At 46.7% G+C, this 16,177-nt stretch carries 20 protein-coding genes and 1 pseudogene; 1 reads left to right on the top strand and 20 read right to left on the bottom strand.

Annotation, left to right across the window (positions count from 1 at the left end):
• Window positions 1–16 precede the first annotated feature (16 nt).
• From L3D27_RS07415 to L3D27_RS07340, 16 genes and pseudogenes are all read right to left on the bottom strand, one after another.
• Complete coding sequence (locus L3D27_RS07415; RefSeq protein ID WP_432480806.1) at window positions 17–883, bottom strand: DNA adenine methylase; 867 nt, start codon at window positions 881–883, stop codon at window positions 17–19.
• 71 nt (window positions 884–954) lie between these two features.
• The gene (locus L3D27_RS07410; protein ID WP_432480805.1) at window positions 955–1,857 is read right to left on the bottom strand and encodes a DNA cytosine methyltransferase; all 903 of its coding nucleotides are present in this window, start codon (window positions 1,855–1,857) and stop codon (window positions 955–957) included.
• Window positions 1,814–2,008, bottom strand: coding sequence for a zinc finger domain-containing protein (locus tag L3D27_RS07405; RefSeq protein ID WP_432480804.1), 195 nt, complete (start codon window positions 2,006–2,008; stop codon window positions 1,814–1,816). The genes L3D27_RS07410 and L3D27_RS07405 overlap by 44 nt, the downstream gene beginning before the upstream one ends.
• Before the next feature lie 159 nt (window positions 2,009–2,167).
• Window positions 2,168–2,554, bottom strand: a complete 387-nt coding sequence (locus tag L3D27_RS07400) for a D-Ala-D-Ala carboxypeptidase family metallohydrolase (RefSeq protein WP_432481894.1) — start codon at window positions 2,552–2,554, stop codon at window positions 2,168–2,170.
• Window positions 2,473–2,679 (bottom strand): hypothetical protein, encoded by a 207-nt coding sequence (locus L3D27_RS07395; protein WP_432480803.1) that lies wholly within the window; start codon window positions 2,677–2,679, stop codon window positions 2,473–2,475. Before L3D27_RS07395 ends, L3D27_RS07400 begins: the two co-directional genes overlap by 82 nt.
• A 25-nt stretch (window positions 2,680–2,704) precedes the next feature.
• A complete protein-coding gene (locus L3D27_RS07390; RefSeq protein WP_432480802.1) occupies window positions 2,705–3,160 on the bottom strand; it encodes an enoyl-CoA hydratase in 456 nt (151 codons plus the stop codon).
• Window positions 3,153–3,743: a DUF4376 domain-containing protein gene (locus tag L3D27_RS07385; RefSeq protein ID WP_432480801.1), complete on the bottom strand. Its 591-nt coding sequence runs from the start codon at window positions 3,741–3,743 to the stop codon at window positions 3,153–3,155. Before L3D27_RS07385 ends, L3D27_RS07390 begins: the two co-directional genes overlap by 8 nt.
• 1 nt (window position 3,744) lies before the next feature.
• Window positions 3,745–5,517, bottom strand: coding sequence for a pyocin knob domain-containing protein (locus L3D27_RS07380; protein WP_432480800.1), 1,773 nt, complete (start codon window positions 5,515–5,517; stop codon window positions 3,745–3,747).
• Between the two features lie 27 nt (window positions 5,518–5,544).
• Window positions 5,545–6,144, bottom strand: a complete 600-nt coding sequence (locus tag L3D27_RS07375; protein ID WP_029103142.1) for a phage tail protein — start codon at window positions 6,142–6,144, stop codon at window positions 5,545–5,547.
• Window positions 6,137–7,276: a baseplate assembly protein gene (locus L3D27_RS07370; RefSeq protein WP_432480799.1), complete on the bottom strand. Its 1,140-nt coding sequence runs from the start codon at window positions 7,274–7,276 to the stop codon at window positions 6,137–6,139. Before L3D27_RS07370 ends, L3D27_RS07375 begins: the two co-directional genes overlap by 8 nt.
• A gap of 24 nt (window positions 7,277–7,300) precedes the next feature.
• Entirely contained in the window at window positions 7,301–7,651 is a 351-nt protein-coding gene (locus L3D27_RS07365; RefSeq protein WP_432480798.1) for a GPW/gp25 family protein, read from the bottom strand.
• Window positions 7,652–7,759: 108 nt separating this feature from the next.
• Window positions 7,760–8,305 carry a phage baseplate assembly protein V gene (locus tag L3D27_RS07360; RefSeq protein WP_432480797.1) on the bottom strand — a complete coding sequence of 182 codons (546 nt, stop codon included), beginning with the start codon at window positions 8,303–8,305 and terminating at the stop codon, window positions 7,760–7,762.
• A complete protein-coding gene (locus L3D27_RS07355) occupies window positions 8,302–9,348 on the bottom strand; it encodes a phage late control D family protein (RefSeq protein ID WP_432480796.1) in 1,047 nt (348 codons plus the stop codon). The genes L3D27_RS07360 and L3D27_RS07355 overlap by 4 nt, the downstream gene beginning before the upstream one ends.
• Window positions 9,349–9,365: 17 nt before the next feature.
• The gene (locus L3D27_RS07350; RefSeq protein WP_373627942.1) at window positions 9,366–9,584 is read right to left on the bottom strand and encodes a tail protein X; all 219 of its coding nucleotides are present in this window, start codon (window positions 9,582–9,584) and stop codon (window positions 9,366–9,368) included.
• Window positions 9,581–10,483 carry a phage tail protein gene (locus L3D27_RS07345; protein WP_432480794.1) on the bottom strand — a complete coding sequence of 301 codons (903 nt, stop codon included), beginning with the start codon at window positions 10,481–10,483 and terminating at the stop codon, window positions 9,581–9,583. The genes L3D27_RS07350 and L3D27_RS07345 overlap by 4 nt, the downstream gene beginning before the upstream one ends.
• Window positions 10,483–13,107: pseudogene (locus tag L3D27_RS07340) on the bottom strand (phage tail tape measure protein). The gene L3D27_RS07345 and the pseudogene L3D27_RS07340 overlap by 1 nt, the downstream one beginning before the upstream one ends.
• Before the next feature lie 358 nt (window positions 13,108–13,465).
• Between L3D27_RS07340 and L3D27_RS07335 the strand changes: the two are divergent.
• On the top strand, window positions 13,466–13,654 hold the full coding sequence (locus L3D27_RS07335) for a hypothetical protein (protein ID WP_373627945.1): 189 nt from the start codon (window positions 13,466–13,468) through the stop codon (window positions 13,652–13,654).
• On the opposite strand, the gene L3D27_RS07330 is transcribed toward L3D27_RS07335, so the two are convergent.
• The 4 genes from L3D27_RS07330 to L3D27_RS07315 form a co-directional block, all read right to left on the bottom strand.
• Window positions 13,651–13,881 carry a GpE family phage tail protein gene (locus tag L3D27_RS07330; RefSeq protein ID WP_432480793.1) on the bottom strand — a complete coding sequence of 77 codons (231 nt, stop codon included), beginning with the start codon at window positions 13,879–13,881 and terminating at the stop codon, window positions 13,651–13,653. The two genes, L3D27_RS07335 and L3D27_RS07330, sit on opposite strands and share 4 nt — an antisense overlap.
• Complete coding sequence (locus tag L3D27_RS07325; protein ID WP_432480792.1) at window positions 13,832–14,134, bottom strand: phage tail assembly protein; 303 nt, start codon at window positions 14,132–14,134, stop codon at window positions 13,832–13,834. Before L3D27_RS07325 ends, L3D27_RS07330 begins: the two co-directional genes overlap by 50 nt.
• A gap of 118 nt (window positions 14,135–14,252) precedes the next feature.
• Window positions 14,253–14,765 carry a phage major tail tube protein gene (locus L3D27_RS07320; RefSeq protein WP_432480791.1) on the bottom strand — a complete coding sequence of 171 codons (513 nt, stop codon included), beginning with the start codon at window positions 14,763–14,765 and terminating at the stop codon, window positions 14,253–14,255.
• A gap of 11 nt (window positions 14,766–14,776) precedes the next feature.
• Window positions 14,777–16,165, bottom strand: coding sequence for a phage tail sheath family protein (locus L3D27_RS07315; RefSeq protein WP_432480790.1), 1,389 nt, complete (start codon window positions 16,163–16,165; stop codon window positions 14,777–14,779).
• Window positions 16,166–16,177 lie beyond the last annotated feature (12 nt).

Below are 16,177 nucleotides of genomic sequence, written 5' to 3'. Positions count from 1 at the left end.
AATGAATTTCCACTTTTTAAAACTTAACCAAAATATTATCCTCATAGCCAATTTGTGCGTTAATGCGAGCATTGATAACAATCCGCTCAAAGCCTCCAACCCTTTGCCAAGTGGGTGGCTCGTACTGCTCTACATAAGCCATATAATCCATCAACTCGCTTTTGGTAGAGCTAAAAAAGATAAAAGGTGGACGCACAAACTGCATAAGCCTTAAAAACTTCGTCATACCAAAATAGCCATGCTTGGCATAAGCCCCTTGTGCGGTACATAGATAAGGTGGGTCAAGCAACAGTAAACAATTTGGGGTGTCTTGGTATTTTTGTAACAGCTTTTCAAAATCTAGGCATTCAAGGATAAGCCCGTCAAGATAGCCATCTGCATTTGGATAATCAGTTTTGACAATGCGGTTGTAAAAGGTACTTTCGGCTAAAAATTCGTCCAAATTAGCAACTTGACGACCGCTAAACAACAGCCAACCTGCCAAGGTTTGCACATCAACAAAAGCCCCGTTGTCGGCACTTTTGCGGATATGGTCTAGGACTTTGGCTTTGGCGGTGTTTGATAATTTCACGCTTCTTGGCTCGTCTTTTAAGATTTCAAACAGCTCTTGGCGTAAGCGATTGGTGGTGGGAATATGAGCCAAACGCTCGGCATAACCATCAAAGTCGTTATAAATGACGGTAGCTTTGGGCAAGATACGCTTGGCATTGTGAGCAAGTAGTCCAGAACCGCCGAAGACATCAAGCACTGCAAAGCCTTCGCCGTCATTTGGGACATTATCTTTTAAGATTTTTTCAAAGTGCCTTAAAAACATTCGCTTTTGCCCTGTGAATGGCAAGGGAGCGGTTTTTTGGTGTTTGGTAGAAAGTGAATTGAGTGTCATAAACTTATCCTTTTAAAGTTAAAGGCGTTCAGGACACTCAAAGCGTTTGGATTGTTGGGATTTGGGTTAGGTTAGGAATAAAAAGCTGTCATCAAGTGGCTTGCGATAAATTGTGCGACTTGCGGACAGACGGCGTTTCCCGCAGCCCTAGCCTCACAAGCGTTGGTCTCATCCAATCCTTTGCAAAGCCCATCATCGACAGTCGTTCGCTCCCTGATAGCCATCTGACCCCGTCCGTGGGCGACAGCGATGATATCGGCACAATTGATGTTGATGGCTGATGAGCCGACCCCTGCCAGTAGCGTATGGTGTGCATCCGCCCAGCTCGATTGCGATTCAGTCTTGCCAGAAATGCGTTCCACTGACCCCAAGTCAGCCATAAGGCTAAATGGTGGGTATTCTCCAAGACCTGCGACCAAGAATACTCTACGGCGTTTTTGGGGGACTCCGAAATAACGGCTGTCCAGCACTCGCCAAAATCCCACATACCCGCATTGGGCAAGCGTTTCAATGACTGTTTGTAGGTCTTTGCCATTGTTGGAATTGATGAGACCTGTGACATTTTCAAGCACAACAAATCTTGGCTTAATTGCTTGGATAATACCGACAGCATCAAAGAACAAGCCTGTCCGCTGTCCGTGAAGTCCTGCTCTTTTGCCTGCCATGGATACATCTTGACAGGGGAAACCGCCGATGATGACATCGACACTTCCGCCATTTGGCAAGGCTTGGAGTTTTGGCAAGCAGTCTCTAACATCGTCAAATTGCTTGGCGTGGGGGAAACGGTCTGACAAAACCGCTCGACAAATGGGGTCAATCTCCACTTGCCAACCGGTGTGAAAACCTGCGTTTTCAAATCCCAAGTCAAATCCGCCAATGCCAGCAAAGAGACTGCCGACACTGGGTTTGGATTTTGAGGATTGTTTTGGGTTAGGGGCGGATTGAGTTGGCTGGGGGTTGTTTTGAGCATTCATAGGCTTCCTTATTTAAAGGGTTATGATGCTCGTGGCATTCTTTGGTTTGTGTGTTAATTTGATTTAAAGTTTTGCAACGAGGGCATTTGATGGCAAAATTGCCTGTGCCAATGGCTAAAAGTTTTTTGCAATTTGTGCAATGCTGTTTCATTTTTTGCGTAATCCTATGGATTTTGTGGTAAAATAACACCGCTTAGCTAAGCAGGCGGTTCTTTGGGCTTACGCACTCACACTGCGTGGCTGGTATGGCGGTGGTCGCACACCGTCATACCGACCGTCTTTTCTTTTTTATCGTTTAATCTAAATCATCTTAACCTCCTTGCAAATACACAGTTTTGCCATTTCGTTTGGTGGCGGTTAAGATTTGATTTCTTTGACCTTTGTCGTCTTTTTTAAAGCCCAAATGCACCCATGCTCCATCACCTCTTTCTGGAAATTCCAAAATCAGCTGGTCAAAGGCAATCAAGCCCTTGTCTCGCATTTGGATGATTTCTTTGGCAAAAGCCACAGATGTAAAGCCTGTGGCATCACAATCCGCCGCCAGTCCAAAGCGATGAGCGGAAGTTTTTGAACCACCAACCAGTTTATTGACCTTTTCGCTACGAAAGCAAGAAGTTACGATGATGAATATGGGCTTTTGGTATTTGTCATTGAGATAAGCACGCACCTTTTCAAGCTGATGAGCGGTATAAGTGATATTGGCAAGATCGCTTTGGCTTGGGGTATTGGCGACCCCTGCCGTCTGGCGGTTTCGCTTCTTGTCAGCTCACGGTAGCTAAAATGTGGCGTGATTTGGGTTAGGTGGTTACTTGGATTTGGCATTGATTTCTCCTAAATAAGACCAAAATTAGTTATCCAAAATGGATAAATGGCGAACAATCTCAGCAAGTTGGTTAGGGCTAAACCGAAAGCCTTGGTTTGAACCAAAGATGGCGTTATAGCACCACTCAGAACAAAAGAATTTATCTGCGTTTTGTGGTAGTCCTGCCACACAGCCCAACGCTCCCAAAAGGTCATAATCCGAGCCGTGATTTTGTCGGTAATAACGGGTAATTTGTTCGGGCGAAATGCCATCAAGGGCGATTAAGTCCCATTTATCAGGATTTAAGGGCATTATTTTGGTGCGGACACCACCTTCACGCACACTTGATGAATAGCATTCATAACGACCGTCAGGCAAGGCAATGGCAATCTCACAATGGCTGTATTTGCCCCTTGTAAAAAACTTGGTGATACCATCGCAGATGCGGTGGGATAGCTTGCTGGCTCGTCCGTGGTAGCTTGCCAGATAGACTTTATTCATTGGTTGCTCCTTGTTCATAAATGGCTGTCCAGCCCTTTGAATAATCGTATTCCAAGGGATTTTGTGCCTGCAACATTGCCAAACGGTGCTTTTCAGCATTGGCAAAGTCGGCTTGTTCGGCTTGCAGAATCGTCATCGCAAGCTCGGTCAAAAGTGCTTTGGTCATCGGCACAAAGCTGTTATCCATCGTTTTCCACATAAGGTCTGACGGTAGCTGTGGCAAAATCTGCAACGCCAAGTACTGCGTGCGAGAGCTGTCGTCCGTATGAAACCACTTTTTGACCGATTTGACATAAACCCCGCCACGAGTGATGGTGTGGCGTTTTTGTTTGATGGCTTCCCATGCATCTTGCTGTGCTTGGTTTTTATCAATAGATAACACCCACTTACCATTGATATATTGATGATAAATAGATGGTCGTTTAATGGCAGATAAATCCGCTAAGATGTGATAACCATCATTGATTTGTTCTAATAGCTTGGTGTGTTCATCTTTTGAGATTTCTACTAAATCATCAGGTAAGTCATGATATTCAAAACTGGTATCATAAAATGTTTGCTTACTTGGGCTAAACTTTATCATGTTAGTATCCTATTGCTAAAATAAAGAGAGTGTAATCATCTGTGGTCGTACTTGTGTTTATTACTTTTTTAAATATGCATTTGAGTATCCAATTGTGTTGTGTCCAAACAATATCTGCGATATAGCTACTGGCAGAGATATTGGGTTTGGCTACAAAGGCGTTTGTGCTTACCACTTTATTGGGAAACTGCACTGGCATTGTATAGGTATGCTCCAAAGAATCTAAGTTGTGGAGTCTGACATTTTTTGACACCCATTGGATAATCGTGCCATCTGGAAATTTCAAATAACCATTATCAGAGCGTAGTGATTGCACATTAAAATTAAAAGGAATGGTAATGTCTCTTGTGCCGTCAAATGCCACACCGTTGATGGTGCGTGGGGTTTGGAGCTTTGTTGCCGTTGGCGAGTTACTATCACGAGTAACAATGAGTTTACCTGCTGCATCACTTGATACCGTAATACCATTCGTGCCTGTGATTTGGGTGGATGAGCCAACGGACGCTGTTTGTCCTACGCCACTTGCCACAATGTTTAAGAATGTGTTGCGGTTTGTCGTGGCACGATTTGCCGTGCCTGTGGCGGTAGTGGCGGTTACAAGTCCGTGCGTCTGTGTCAGTCCTGCGGTAACTCGTCCTTTGGCATCTACCGTAACCGAGTTATAAGAGCCTGCGGTTACGCCAGAGTTTGCAAGGGTTAGGGCGATATTGGCATTGGCTGAGCCATCAAAGCTGGCTTGCCCTGTGCCATCGCCTGTAATGGCAAGGGTGCGGGCGGTTGGAGCGTTGTCTTCGGTGGTGGCTAGGCGTTTCCAAGGCGACCATCTCCTATAAAAAGCACGCATATAGACAATGGCTGTCTCATACTTACGAAAAATTTGTACAACGCCAGCTGCTCTTACAACTTCAAGGGCAAAGGCACGATTGCTCGGAGTATTTGCAATGTCTCGTGCATACGCATCGGCTTCGCAATAATAAAACCCGATTTCTTTGTAGTTATCCAAATCACCCCTGGTAATCTGAGTGGGATTTGTAATGACGGCTGGCTTTCCGTCAATCTCGTTCCAAGTGTGGCGGTGGCTTAATGGGGCTTTAGTATTGTCAGTAATTGTGATGTTTTGCGTGCCGTCAAATGCCACACCGTTGATGGTGCGTGGGGTTTGGAGCTTTGTTGCCGTTGGCGAGTTACTATCACGAGTAACAATGAGTTTACCTGCTGCATCACTTGATACCGTAATACCATTCGTGCCTGTGATTTGGGTGGATGAGCCAACGGACGCTGTTTGTCCTACGCCACTTGCCACAATGTTTAAAAAAGTATTGCCATTGCCTGTGGCGACATTGGATGTGCCTTGTGCGGTAGTGGCGGTTACAAGTCCGTGCGTTTGGGTGAGACCTGCGGTAACTCGTCCTTTGGCATCTACCGTAACCGAGTTATAAGAGCCTGCGGTTACGCCAGAGTTTGCAAGGGTTAGGGCGATATTGGCATTGGCTGACCCATCAAAGCTGGCTTGCCCTGTGCCATCGCCTGTAATGAAAATCGTGCGAGCGGTGGCAAGTTTGCTTGCAGAGACGGCGTTTTCGGTTTTGGTAAGTTTTGTATTGTTAATCACTTCAATCTGCCTTGCCAACTCATTTTTTAGCCACAGAGTACGGTTGGCAAGCTGTCTTGGTGCTCTGTTATCAATGCCGTTTTCCCCGCCCATTACAGGGTCTGAAGTTTCAAGCTGATAAATACCAGCTTCCCAAGTTGAGGTCTCTCTAAGATTTGCCATAATCTTTTCCTTACAAATTAAAGTCGTTTAAGCTGTGCCACGAGTATATCTGCCATCTCGGATGATTTTGCCATTATGCCGAATGCTTGCCTGTGTAAAATCAAGAGCGGACAAGATACAGCGAGCAGGAGCAAAGGCGGACAAAGTCTTTCTAAGCAGGTTCGCCTGTTCAAGTGTAATAGGTTCGTGAATGATAATGCGGTAATACGCCCAGCGGTCAGAATGCCCATAGTTATAGACACCATCTCGCCTTGTGATTTCGCCATTATGTCGTTTGCCACCAAAGCCCTCTTCAAGCGTGGCATTGCCAAAGCCAAGTCGTCTGACAATCTCCTTGACTGCCCACGGCGTGCCTTTATAACGGTGCAGGTCATACGCCCCTTTGATGAGATTTCGCCTTGCTTCATCGCTCTCGGCAAGCCAATAGCCATCTACCCCCACCACGCTCATACTGTCTGCCAAAATCGGCAAATGTGAGCTGTCCACAAGGTCAATCAGACGAATTAAGAGCTTATCTATCGGCAACTCATCAAGGGCAAGCCCCAAATCCGCCAAAGCGGTAAAGGTTTGCTCTTTGGCGATGACATCGGCATAGATGAGCGAATTGTCAGTTAAGGTATCAGCCATCGGTTTGCCCCACAATGCGGATATTGATGTGATTGCAAATAGCAACCATGTCAGGGGCAATGGCTGTCAAGGTAGGGCTAATCAGCTTAACATCATAAACGCCCGCCACTTGCAAAGTTTTGGCGATGTTTAGGGGAACGACATCTTGCCCCAATTTGCTTTCTACTTCCTGCTTATAGGCATTAAAAGCACTTTTGGCATTTGCTAAGACTTCATCAACATTTGCCCCTGTAAAGGCGGTCAGCTCAGCATTTAGGGTAAAATTAACCACTTTGGCACTATTGACCGTTACTGTATCGCACAGGGGGCGTACTTTTTCATCATTTAGGGCTTTGGCGACCTCACGAATTAAGTTATCCGAGATGGGCATAGATTTGCCCAGCAAATGCACCGCCACCGTGCCACCAATCGGCTCTCCTTGGCGGTCTTTGGCATTGCCCACATAGACATCAATAATCTCTTGGCTAACAGAGCGAGCAAAGTAGGCGTACGCCCCCTTTGAGCCTGCATTAGAAAACCGTTCAAAGGCAAGCATAATCCGCTCTCGGTAGCTGTCGTCATTTTCCACATCAACCCCATTTTGGCTAATGGTGGTATTTTTGGCGGATACGGTAACGGTGGGGTGTGGGCGAGTTGCCAGCGTGCTGATTTGCCCTACGGCATAGCCATTGCCCACTGTGCCTGTTTGGGTACAAACGGCATTTAAGCGAATGCTTGGGCGGTTTTGGCTAAGCTGTCCGCTCTCTGTGGTGGCAAAGGCGACATTACCCGCTAAAACTTGTGTGCCTTTATTGATGTGAATGGTTAAATTGCCGATTTCAGAAGGATTAACACTAAATTCCAAGACAGTATCCGCAGGCTGTGCGGACAGGCGATGTGTGCCAAAATCTGCCCCAGCGACATCAAGCATTAGTCCTGTGGCGTATGGGATATGTTGCTGGCGGTAGGCTTCGTTGAGCTGTTTTCGTAATAGCAATTCACGAAACGCAAAGGTGTTGATGAGCAGGCGTTCAATATGAGCAGGTTGTAGCACTTTGCCTGCTCGGTGTTCGTAGTCTTTGATTGTCTGGCTTAAAATTGTGTCAATGTCATCGTCCACGATTTTAAGATTTTCTCGTTTTGGTAATGCCACGCCTTGCCCCTATGCTCTTATGTTTTAAAGTATAAATTCGCTTTTATAAATCTCACCCTTAACACCGTCCGCCACTTGCCAATCCAGTGTCATCGTCAGGTGCGGTGCTTGCCCTGTAAAATAAATGTCTTTGATGGTGGCTCGTTTTTCCCAAGTTTGCAGTGCCAAATGAATCTCACGCACCACATTAGGGATTAAAATGTCAGTCGGTGCGTCCAAATAATCCAAATGAGCCGAGCCAAAGGTCGGACGCAGGACATCAGAGCCTTTTTTGGTGGTCAAAATAATCTCGATACAGCGATGAATGTCGTCAATGTCAGTCATTGCCGTGCTGTCGTGTGAGAGTTGCCAATGGCGGTGGTTGGTGGTTGTCATTTTGACCTACAAAAAAATACACCCAAAGTGATTTAGGTGTATTGTAGGGGTTTTGGGTAGTTGGGTCTTTTAAAGAGTTTTAAGAAAAATCCGTATGTTAAAGGTGTGTTAAGGTGTGCCAGTTCTGCTATTGCCACCAGCAACCCCACCGTGCGTGTGCGATTTTAGGCTGACCCCACCGCCCACCACATCTATACTTGCGGTAAGTTTCCCTGTTACCTGTACATTGCCTGTGATGATGGTGCTTGGGGTGTCAAGCGTTACTTGCTTGGCGGATTTTATCAGTACATCGCCATTTGTCTCTATGATGATTTGTCCGTTTTGGCGGTTGTGGCTAATCGTGGTGTCATTACTAAATCGTTTGACCCACAGCTCGCCATTGCTGGTTGGTGGGGTATCTTGGTCATTATAAATCACGCCAAGTACCACACCGCCATCGCCACCTGCGTTCATCAGGCACACACAAGTCGCCCCCACATCGGGCAAGGCGTAGAACTGATTGCCACCCGCTCCCATTGTGATGACAGGGAGCCAGTCGCTTGTCATGCCGTCCAACGCACCCAAAATGACTTTCACTTTGTGGCTGTTTGGGTTAATTTCACTGACTTCGCCAAATTGGAGTGTGGCGGACAGGTTGTTATGGGCGTAGTTCATTGAGTATTTTCCTGTGTTTTGTTGTCTTTTGGGTCAATATATTCCAGCATTTTAATCTTAATCGTGGTTAAAAAACCTTGATTGTTTAGTGTATGGCGAGCCTGTTTAACCAGATATTTACCACTAAATTTACCAAAATCAGTCACGATAATCGTTTGTCCAGCCACCAGCATGGCATTGCCCACCAATTCAATCTCCCCTGCAATTTGTTCATCGGCTTGATGTTGGGCGTGGGCATTTGCCATTGCTTGTGCTTCGCTGTCTGTGGCATTGTTGGGGGCGGTAATTTTTAGGGTGTCGGTGGTGGTAGGTTTTGCCCCTTTTCTTTTGGGTTTGGGCTTGGCGGTTTTGGTAATGGTTTCTTTCTTTTGGGTGTTGTAGGTGGAGACTTGTACTTCACTTGGTGTATCTTTGATAACATCAAAAAAACGCACATCGATGACCAAAGTTTTATCCAGCACCGCCACCGCTTTATTTTCGCCCAGTTTTTCATTATCATAAAAGACCAAAGTTTTATCCACAATCTTAAAGCTATGCCCATAAGTTTTGGCAAGGCGGGTCAAAAATTCCACATCTCGCTCTTGATACTGCGTCACAGTGGTGATTTTAATATCACGAATTTGCCCTGTTACCGATAGATTTAGGCGTTTTGCCACTGTACGGACAATGTCGGCAAGGGTGGTGTCTTTATAGACTTTGGCTTTGATGGTGCGATTTGCCTTACTAATGCCTGTGGAGAGTGCCTTTAACACAACAACAGACGGTGGATAGCGGTATTCAATCTCGCTAATCTCGAATCGTCCCAATGCCACAAGCTCGCCTGTGTCATCTGCCAAATACAGCTCCACGCCATCGCCATTATCGGGATACCAGTCATACAACCAGTCGCCATCTACATCTTCAAGCGTTAAAGTAATCTCGTCTGATTGGTCAGACAGATAGTCGGTATAAGTGATCTCCAAAAGATAAGGCGCAATGGCGTTTGTGATGTCTTTTTGCTCATAGATGACGGCAAATTTGGGCTTGTCGGTATTTTGTATCATTGTTAATCCCTAAACGGTCAATCTCTAAACCAAGGGGGTAGATTGGTGTTTTTGGCTTGTGATTTTTGAATAATCGGCACAAAGACAGTCGTGCCTGCGGTCAAGGTCTCAGATAGAGCAAGCTGTGGATTGGCGTCGATAATTCGCCCAATCTCATCTACTGTTCCATAATAACGATGAGCAATTAAATCAAAGCGGTCGTGTTCATTGCAGGTGTGGATTAGTACGCTACTCATCTAAACAATCCCCTAGTTTTTAATCCCTTTAATGGTTTTTTGCTGGCTATTTTGGCGGTGAGCTTACTGACGGTGGATTTGCCAATGCTCATTGCCCCCATTGCACCTACAAAAGCGGTTTTTGCCTGTATCAGATCGCCACTTTGCACCGCTCCGATGCCAACACCCACCTTGCCCAGCGTATCAGATACCGCACTACCAAAACCACCCATGCCGTCCAATTTATCAGCATAAGCGGACAGTGCAGGAATGTTTGATAAATCTTTGATAATGCCTGTGCCGTCTGATACGATTCCTGATAAGGTCAAGGCATAACGAGCGGGGTCGTTGTGAAATTCGCCAAGCAAGGCGATTTTTGCTCCAATGCCATCAAGCAGTCCTTCACTTCTGTGCCATGCCCCCACATCTGCCATTAGGCTTGCTGTTTCAATGTCTATGGGAGTATTGATACTGTCATCTTTGATGGATAAGAGCGGCACGCTGTCCATCGTGGCAATGGCTGGGGTGGGATTTGGGGTGGTAGGGTCGCCGATAAACTCGGTCAAATCCACATCGATGTCCATAGCCAAAGTATCACCTGTGTCGTTTTGGGCGATGGTGGTAATGGATAATTTATCAATGGTATAAAAACCCATCATCTGCCCTGAGCCTGTAACCAGTGCCTGTGCGTCTTGGGAAATAAAGGCTTGATGCAGTGCTTGATACTGCCCGCCTACATCACCCAGTCGCCAATGCAGTCGCAGGCTAAATTTGAGCTTGTCGAGAAGTAGCCCCAAGCCTTGTGTGCGTGGCTTGCCCTGTATGACTTCGTGATGGACAAATTTGGCGTCATGCGTGGTAGTCAAAGCGGTAAAGCTTTCTGTGGCTTCAAAGGGGATTTGCCCCAGCATGGCGTACATCAGTAAGCTCTCCGTAATTTATCTTGTTGCATTCTGGCGAACATTTTTTCAAATTCGGCTTGTGATAACTGCAAGGCTCTTTCAATTTTGCCCACATCACCGCCACCTGTGTTAATGGTGGGATTAAAATGGATGGTAATGTTGCCTTGATGATTGGCATTGGTGGCGTTGGTGCTTGTCATTCTTGCTTGATGTTCGCCCACGCTTGTGCTGATTTGGGCGGACAGATTGCCCATTTTTGCCCCAAAGTTTGCCGTTACACCACTTGCAAGAGAGCCAATGGCGGATACAGGTTTTTGACCGCCTTTATCAATACCAATCGCCAAGCCTTCGGACACCCACGAGCCAAACTGACGAAACACACGGCTTGGGCTGTTAATGCCAAGCATTCTTTTGGCGGTACCAGCGACATTGCCCACGGTGCTACTAATCGCCCCAACCACAGCTCCTGCCATTGATTTGATACCACCAATAAGCCCTTGAATGATATTGACCCCAAAGGTGCGAAAGCGACCGACAAGTCCGCTTAAAAAGCCCCACACAGCAGAAAAAGCAGTGGAAAAGGCGGAGACGGGACTAAATCCACGAATGACTGCCATTAAGCCATTTACTGCTCCAACAAATACCGCTCTAATGTTTGCCCAAATCGCACTTGCCACACCGATGACCGCACCAAGCACACCCGCCATAATGCCAGACGGATTAAAGGATGAAAGCAGCGATGAAACAAAACCAATCGCCCCCATAAAGACAGACGACACGCCTTGCCAAATGCTAACGGCGGTACTGATAATCGCATCCAATATGCTTGCCCACACCCCAATAATGCTTGCCCCAATTTGGATAACAGTGGTCAAAATGCCAATAATGACACCGCCTACCGTCTGCCCAAAGGCGTTGGCACTTTCTGCCCCTTGCTCGGATTGGGTAAAAAATGCCAAAAACCAGTCTAAAATCGGCTGAACAAAGGGTGAAATGCTTGCCCACAATCCCCCAAAAATCCCCATCAAACCGTCAAATACGCCCTGCAATGGGGTAAATGCTCCCATTATGGTCTGCCAAAGTCCAAAAAATGTGCCTTGTAATGGAGCGACCCCTGCCATAATGCCGTCCCACAGACCCAAAAAGAAGGAGCTAATCGGTGTCCAGTATTTATAAACCACCAATGCCACACCCACCAACGCAAGGGCAAGCCAGCCAATCGGTGTGGTTAAAAGAGCCCGACCAAAGCCCATGACCGCCACTCGCAGGATATTAAATACGCCAGAGAGTGAAACAAGCCTACCAAAAGCGGAAGTTAAGGCGGTAATGCCTGATTTGATGAGGTTAAGCCCACCTGTAAACAGACTAATCGCAGTGCGGGCTTGACGAGCGGATAGCCCACACAATCTCAGGGCAGAGGCGGCTCTACCCATTTTAAACAAGGTAAACGCCCCTGACAGCATTCTGACCGTGCCAGCTGTACGAACGCCTATCCCCACTACACTCAGCAGTCCACTTGACAACAAACTAAATGCAAATCGCACACCCAAAGAACCCACTTTAAAGGCAAAAAGAGCAGCCACCACCTTAAATAATGTACCAACAAGCACAGGATTGGCTTTGGCAAACCCAATCACGCTTTCAATCACAGGCTTAATGTCGTTAATCAGTCCATTTAAGGCAGGCAATACCACCGAACCAATGGCAATGCCCAAATGAGCCATATTGTTTTTAAGAAGTTGGATATTGTTGGCGGTGGTTTCAGCACGGGCTTCGTACTCTTTATTCATTGAGCCGTCAAAATTACTGGCATTTTTTATGCCTGCCAGTCGCTCTTCAATCAGCCCTAAGTTGGCAAGCAAAGGGGCGATGCCCAGTAAAGACTCGCTACCAAATAACGACTCAAGGACTTGCCCCTGTTCATGCTTTTCAAGTTTTGAGATAGATTCCAATACTTTGAGCGTTGTCTCCTCGGCATTGGTCTGCATATCTTTGGCGACTTGTTCGTGGTCAAAGCCAAGTTTTTTCCACGCACTAATCTGTCCTTTGGTAGCGGTCTCGCCTGCCACCAAAGACAACATCATATTTTTGATGGAAGTCGCTGCCACTTCTTCGGCAATGCCAAAGCCTTTCATACTTGCCCCAAGCACCGCCACTGTACCTGTGCTGTATCCTGCCACTTCACCAAACGCCCCCACTCGCTGAACGATTTCCATAATGCTTTTGGCAGCAGCAGGGGTGGTATTGCCAAGATAATTGATTTTGTCAGCAAGGGTTTCCACGCCTTTTTGGTCTAACTGGAAAGCGGAGCGAAGTTCCGCCATTGATTAACCTGCCTCTTGAGCGGAAATGTCAAACGCCACGCCCATTTTGACTGCACTGTCAGCAAATTGCATTAACTGCTCTTTGGCAATGCCTGATTGACCACCCAATGCCACAATGTTGGCAATGTCGGTGGCAGACATTGGGCGAATGGATGATAATCTTAAAATCTCATTGGATAAGGCTTCTACGCCTTGTTTGGCAAGGATAGGATTGTCACCAAAATCCACGACTTTTTTGACATCTGCCATCGCACTTTCAAAGTCAATGGCAAGTTTAATCGGTACACTTAGGGTAAAGCCTGCCCCCACTAAGCCCATTATCTCGCCTTGCATATCGGCACGAGCTTGACGGTTGTTTTCTAGGCGAGTTTGGATACCTGCTTGCTGAACGGCGTTCATTCGCAAGTCTCGCATTGTCCTGCCAAGCCGTTCGTATTGGCGTTGCAAGGCAGACACAGCCGATGAGCCACCCAAGCGGTCTATCTCGCCTCTAAGCCGTCTTTGTTCATTACCCAAGATATTTGAGCTACGGCGAACACTGTCCAGTCCGCCTGTCAATGTACGAATGGCGGACATCGCTCCGCCAATCATGGCAGAGGCACTAATAACAATTGATAATTCGGTCGCCATAAGGTAAAATGTTCCTAAGTTCTTTTAACCAGACAAGGGGCAAGATATGGCTTGGCTGATGATACCTTTTATGATTTTGATGTTTTTCTTGGTGTTGTTCGTTGTCCTACTGCCTTTTGTTGTGGCGACTTTCATCTATGACCAACGCCAAATCTCAAAACGCAATGAGCAAGCTATCAAGAAAGACTGGGAAAGACTGATGGTAAGACTTGATGACAAACAACAAATCTCCTAACCTCCACCTCTCCCATATCCCGCCTTGACTTGGCGGGATAGTTGTTTTAGCCAGACATCAAAATCATCAAGACTTAGCTCATCAATGGCTTGACTGTCCCACCCATACCACCACGCAAGGTCAGCAATGGCATCATAGAGCTTATCAAGCCAGTTAGGGTCGCTCTGTCCGCCTTTGTTATTCGCTAAATTTGCGAAAAGTGTTTTGGATTTGCTTATAATCAGCAAGGTCAATCAGCTCAAAATCTTCTGGCACTGTACCTGTCAGGCGGGCAAACAAGGCAATTTCTTGTTCTGCTTCGCTTTTGATATGACCGACCGCTTTTAAGTCGCCCACTTTGGCACGACGCATTTTAAGTTCACTTACTGTTTCGCCAAGTCCATTTTTAATGGGAAATTTCAGTACAATGGCGGTATGAGTGTTTAGTTGCTCGGCAACAAGGTGGGCGGGATTGGCGGTGTTTTGATTTTGGTTTGACATAACAAACTCCGTAAATGAAAGGTTAAAAAATACGCTCATCAAACGATAAGCGTATTTTAAAAGGGTTAGTATTTTGGGTCTTTTAAAGGGTTTTAAGAAAAATTCCCCTTGCTTAAAGTTACGCCCCCACCACCCTGCGAAAGTTCGCCAGTACATCAGCCCCATTCACACGATACTCATTTTTAAAGGCGTTAAAATAAAACACTTCTTTACCGTCCACCAGCTGTCGCACTTCGTGGGCTTGGAAAGTACTGGCAAACTCCGCCTTTTCTTTGGGTTTATAACTTCCCAAAGGGTTTTTACTAAATGTGCCTGTCAGGATTGTAACCAGTGGCACTTCCGCCGCCAAGCCTTGTGCGTCGTGCTTTTGAATGTCGGCACGCACCATCAGCTGCACCGCCTTAAATGGGTGATAGACAGTGGCAAAGACATTTTCATAAAAGCTGTTCCAAGTAATCTCGCCTTCTAGTGCTTCCACACCTGATGGCAGTTTAATCGTACCGACCAGTCCAAGACCCTTGTATTCATCTTGACTGACTTCCACCTCTGGCAGTTTAATCTCACTGGCTTGCCCTAATAGGCTGTTACCATTGACATAAATGTTGGCGTTAAAAATGGCGTTAATTTGCATGGTTTTTCCCCTTATTTTTTACCAGTCAAATTGACCAAGTATTTTCTTGTCATTACGCTGGCGTTGGTAATGCGTTCGGCAGGCAGTTTTGGTGTGTAGTCATAGACCAGCGGAATTTGCCCCTTGCTAAATGCGTCCACAAGGTCGTATTCATAATCCAATGACACCGAGTAGCCGACAATGGATTTGAGTGTTCCCAAATAAGTGCGAATGCCCTCGATAAGGCTATCAATTAACGCATCATCAATCGGTCTGTCCACATATTGCAGCTCAAACTGGCGGATAGACTCATCAATAATATCGCCTGTGCGTTGTGCGACTTCAAAGTTTTTGATATGGCTGATGGAAGGAAAGCACGCCAAGCGGTTGCCCCACGCCCGAAAGCCTGTGCCATAACTGTTAAAGACGGTGGTAATGCCTTTTTCATTTAGGCGGTTAGTCTCGCTTTGTGGGTCATCAATGCGAGCGGTGAGCGGAATTTCTAAGGCGGTTACGCCAAGCAGTTCGTGGTTAGATTTTGAATGCCAGTAGCCTTTGTCCACATCCACTTTCATACGCAGACCTGCCAAATGTGTGGCAAGGTGTTCTGTGCCCAAAATACCCACGACATACGGATAGCACAGCTCTGCACGCTCGCTTGATGTGTTAAAGTTAATCGTGCCACTTGCCCCACGCCCTTGTAGGACGGTGGATAAGCTGGTTCCTTTGGGGGCGTTGATGTAGGCGATGGCGTTTAGCTTGTTTGCCATGGTAATCATCGCTGAGCTTGCCGTGGCGGTCTTATCATACTCTGGCACGATGATGATTTTAGCATCCGCACCAAACTTACCAAAGCCTTCGGTTAAAAGTTCAAGACCTGTGCGTTTGCCACTGCTTGCCACAAATCCGCCCAAAATATCCGCCTCAGTAACTTTGGCAGGGTCGGTGTAGGTATAGCTAATGGTTGGGGCAGCGGGGCGGGCGTTAAAGGTAATCTCGCCTGTCAGCGTGTTAATGGTGTACTGGTTGGAATTTAGCACGGTTTGACCGTCTTTGACGGTATAGCCTCGTTGAATGGCAGGATTACGGGTTTTGGCGGTTAAGGTATTGACATCCACGGTCAAGACTTCATCCGCCACCACTGTCTTGTGGCGAGCAGGGTCGCAGACATTAACCACATAAGCAAGACCTGCTTTGTAGCGTGTCCAGATATGACTAGCGTCAGGCAAGGTAAAGCCTGCACGGGTCGCCTCGTCTCCGCCAAATTGAGCAAAATCTTTGGCGGTTTGGCATAGGGTTAGCACATTGACATCACCAATGGGAGCAGTCCCCACAATGGCGGTAATCGCCCCATTGACGGTATAAACAGGGCTAGAACCACCGTCAATGCGTTTGGTTTCGGTGCCGTGATGAAAAGACATAAAATACTCCTT

Origin of the sequence: Moraxella sp. ZY200743 (genome assembly GCF_050885545.1) — a bacterium.
GTDB lineage: Bacteria > Pseudomonadota > Gammaproteobacteria > Pseudomonadales > Moraxellaceae > Moraxella > Moraxella haemolytica.
This window is presented reverse-complemented; position numbering and strand designations above follow the sequence as displayed.

Coding starts and splice junctions, on each gene's coding strand:
- L3D27_RS07415 (WP_432480806.1), bottom strand. CDS start 883: ATGACACTCAATTCACTTTCTACCAAACACCAAAAAACCGCTCCCTTG.
- L3D27_RS07410 (WP_432480805.1), bottom strand. CDS start 1,857: ATGAATGCTCAAAACAACCCCCAGCCAACTCAATCCGCCCCTAACCCA.
- L3D27_RS07405 (WP_432480804.1), bottom strand. CDS start 2,008: ATGAAACAGCATTGCACAAATTGCAAAAAACTTTTAGCCATTGGCACA.
- L3D27_RS07395 (WP_432480803.1), bottom strand. CDS start 2,679: ATGCCAAATCCAAGTAACCACCTAACCCAAATCACGCCACATTTTAGC.
- L3D27_RS07390 (WP_432480802.1), bottom strand. CDS start 3,160: ATGAATAAAGTCTATCTGGCAAGCTACCACGGACGAGCCAGCAAGCTA.
- L3D27_RS07385 (WP_432480801.1), bottom strand. CDS start 3,743: ATGATAAAGTTTAGCCCAAGTAAGCAAACATTTTATGATACCAGTTTT.
- L3D27_RS07380 (WP_432480800.1), bottom strand. CDS start 5,517: ATGGCAAATCTTAGAGAGACCTCAACTTGGGAAGCTGGTATTTATCAG.
- L3D27_RS07375 (WP_029103142.1), bottom strand. CDS start 6,144: ATGGCTGATACCTTAACTGACAATTCGCTCATCTATGCCGATGTCATC.
- L3D27_RS07365 (WP_432480798.1), bottom strand. CDS start 7,651: ATGACAACCACCAACCACCGCCATTGGCAACTCTCACACGACAGCACG.
- L3D27_RS07360 (WP_432480797.1), bottom strand. CDS start 8,305: ATGAACTACGCCCATAACAACCTGTCCGCCACACTCCAATTTGGCGAA.
- L3D27_RS07355 (WP_432480796.1), bottom strand. CDS start 9,348: ATGATACAAAATACCGACAAGCCCAAATTTGCCGTCATCTATGAGCAA.
- L3D27_RS07350 (WP_373627942.1), bottom strand. CDS start 9,584: ATGAGTAGCGTACTAATCCACACCTGCAATGAACACGACCGCTTTGAT.
- L3D27_RS07345 (WP_432480794.1), bottom strand. CDS start 10,483: ATGTACGCCATGCTGGGGCAAATCCCCTTTGAAGCCACAGAAAGCTTT.
- L3D27_RS07335 (WP_373627945.1), top strand. CDS start 13,466: ATGGCTTGGCTGATGATACCTTTTATGATTTTGATGTTTTTCTTGGTG.
- L3D27_RS07325 (WP_432480792.1), bottom strand. CDS start 14,134: ATGTCAAACCAAAATCAAAACACCGCCAATCCCGCCCACCTTGTTGCC.
- L3D27_RS07320 (WP_432480791.1), bottom strand. CDS start 14,765: ATGCAAATTAACGCCATTTTTAACGCCAACATTTATGTCAATGGTAAC.
- L3D27_RS07315 (WP_432480790.1), bottom strand. CDS start 16,165: ATGTCTTTTCATCACGGCACCGAAACCAAACGCATTGACGGTGGTTCT.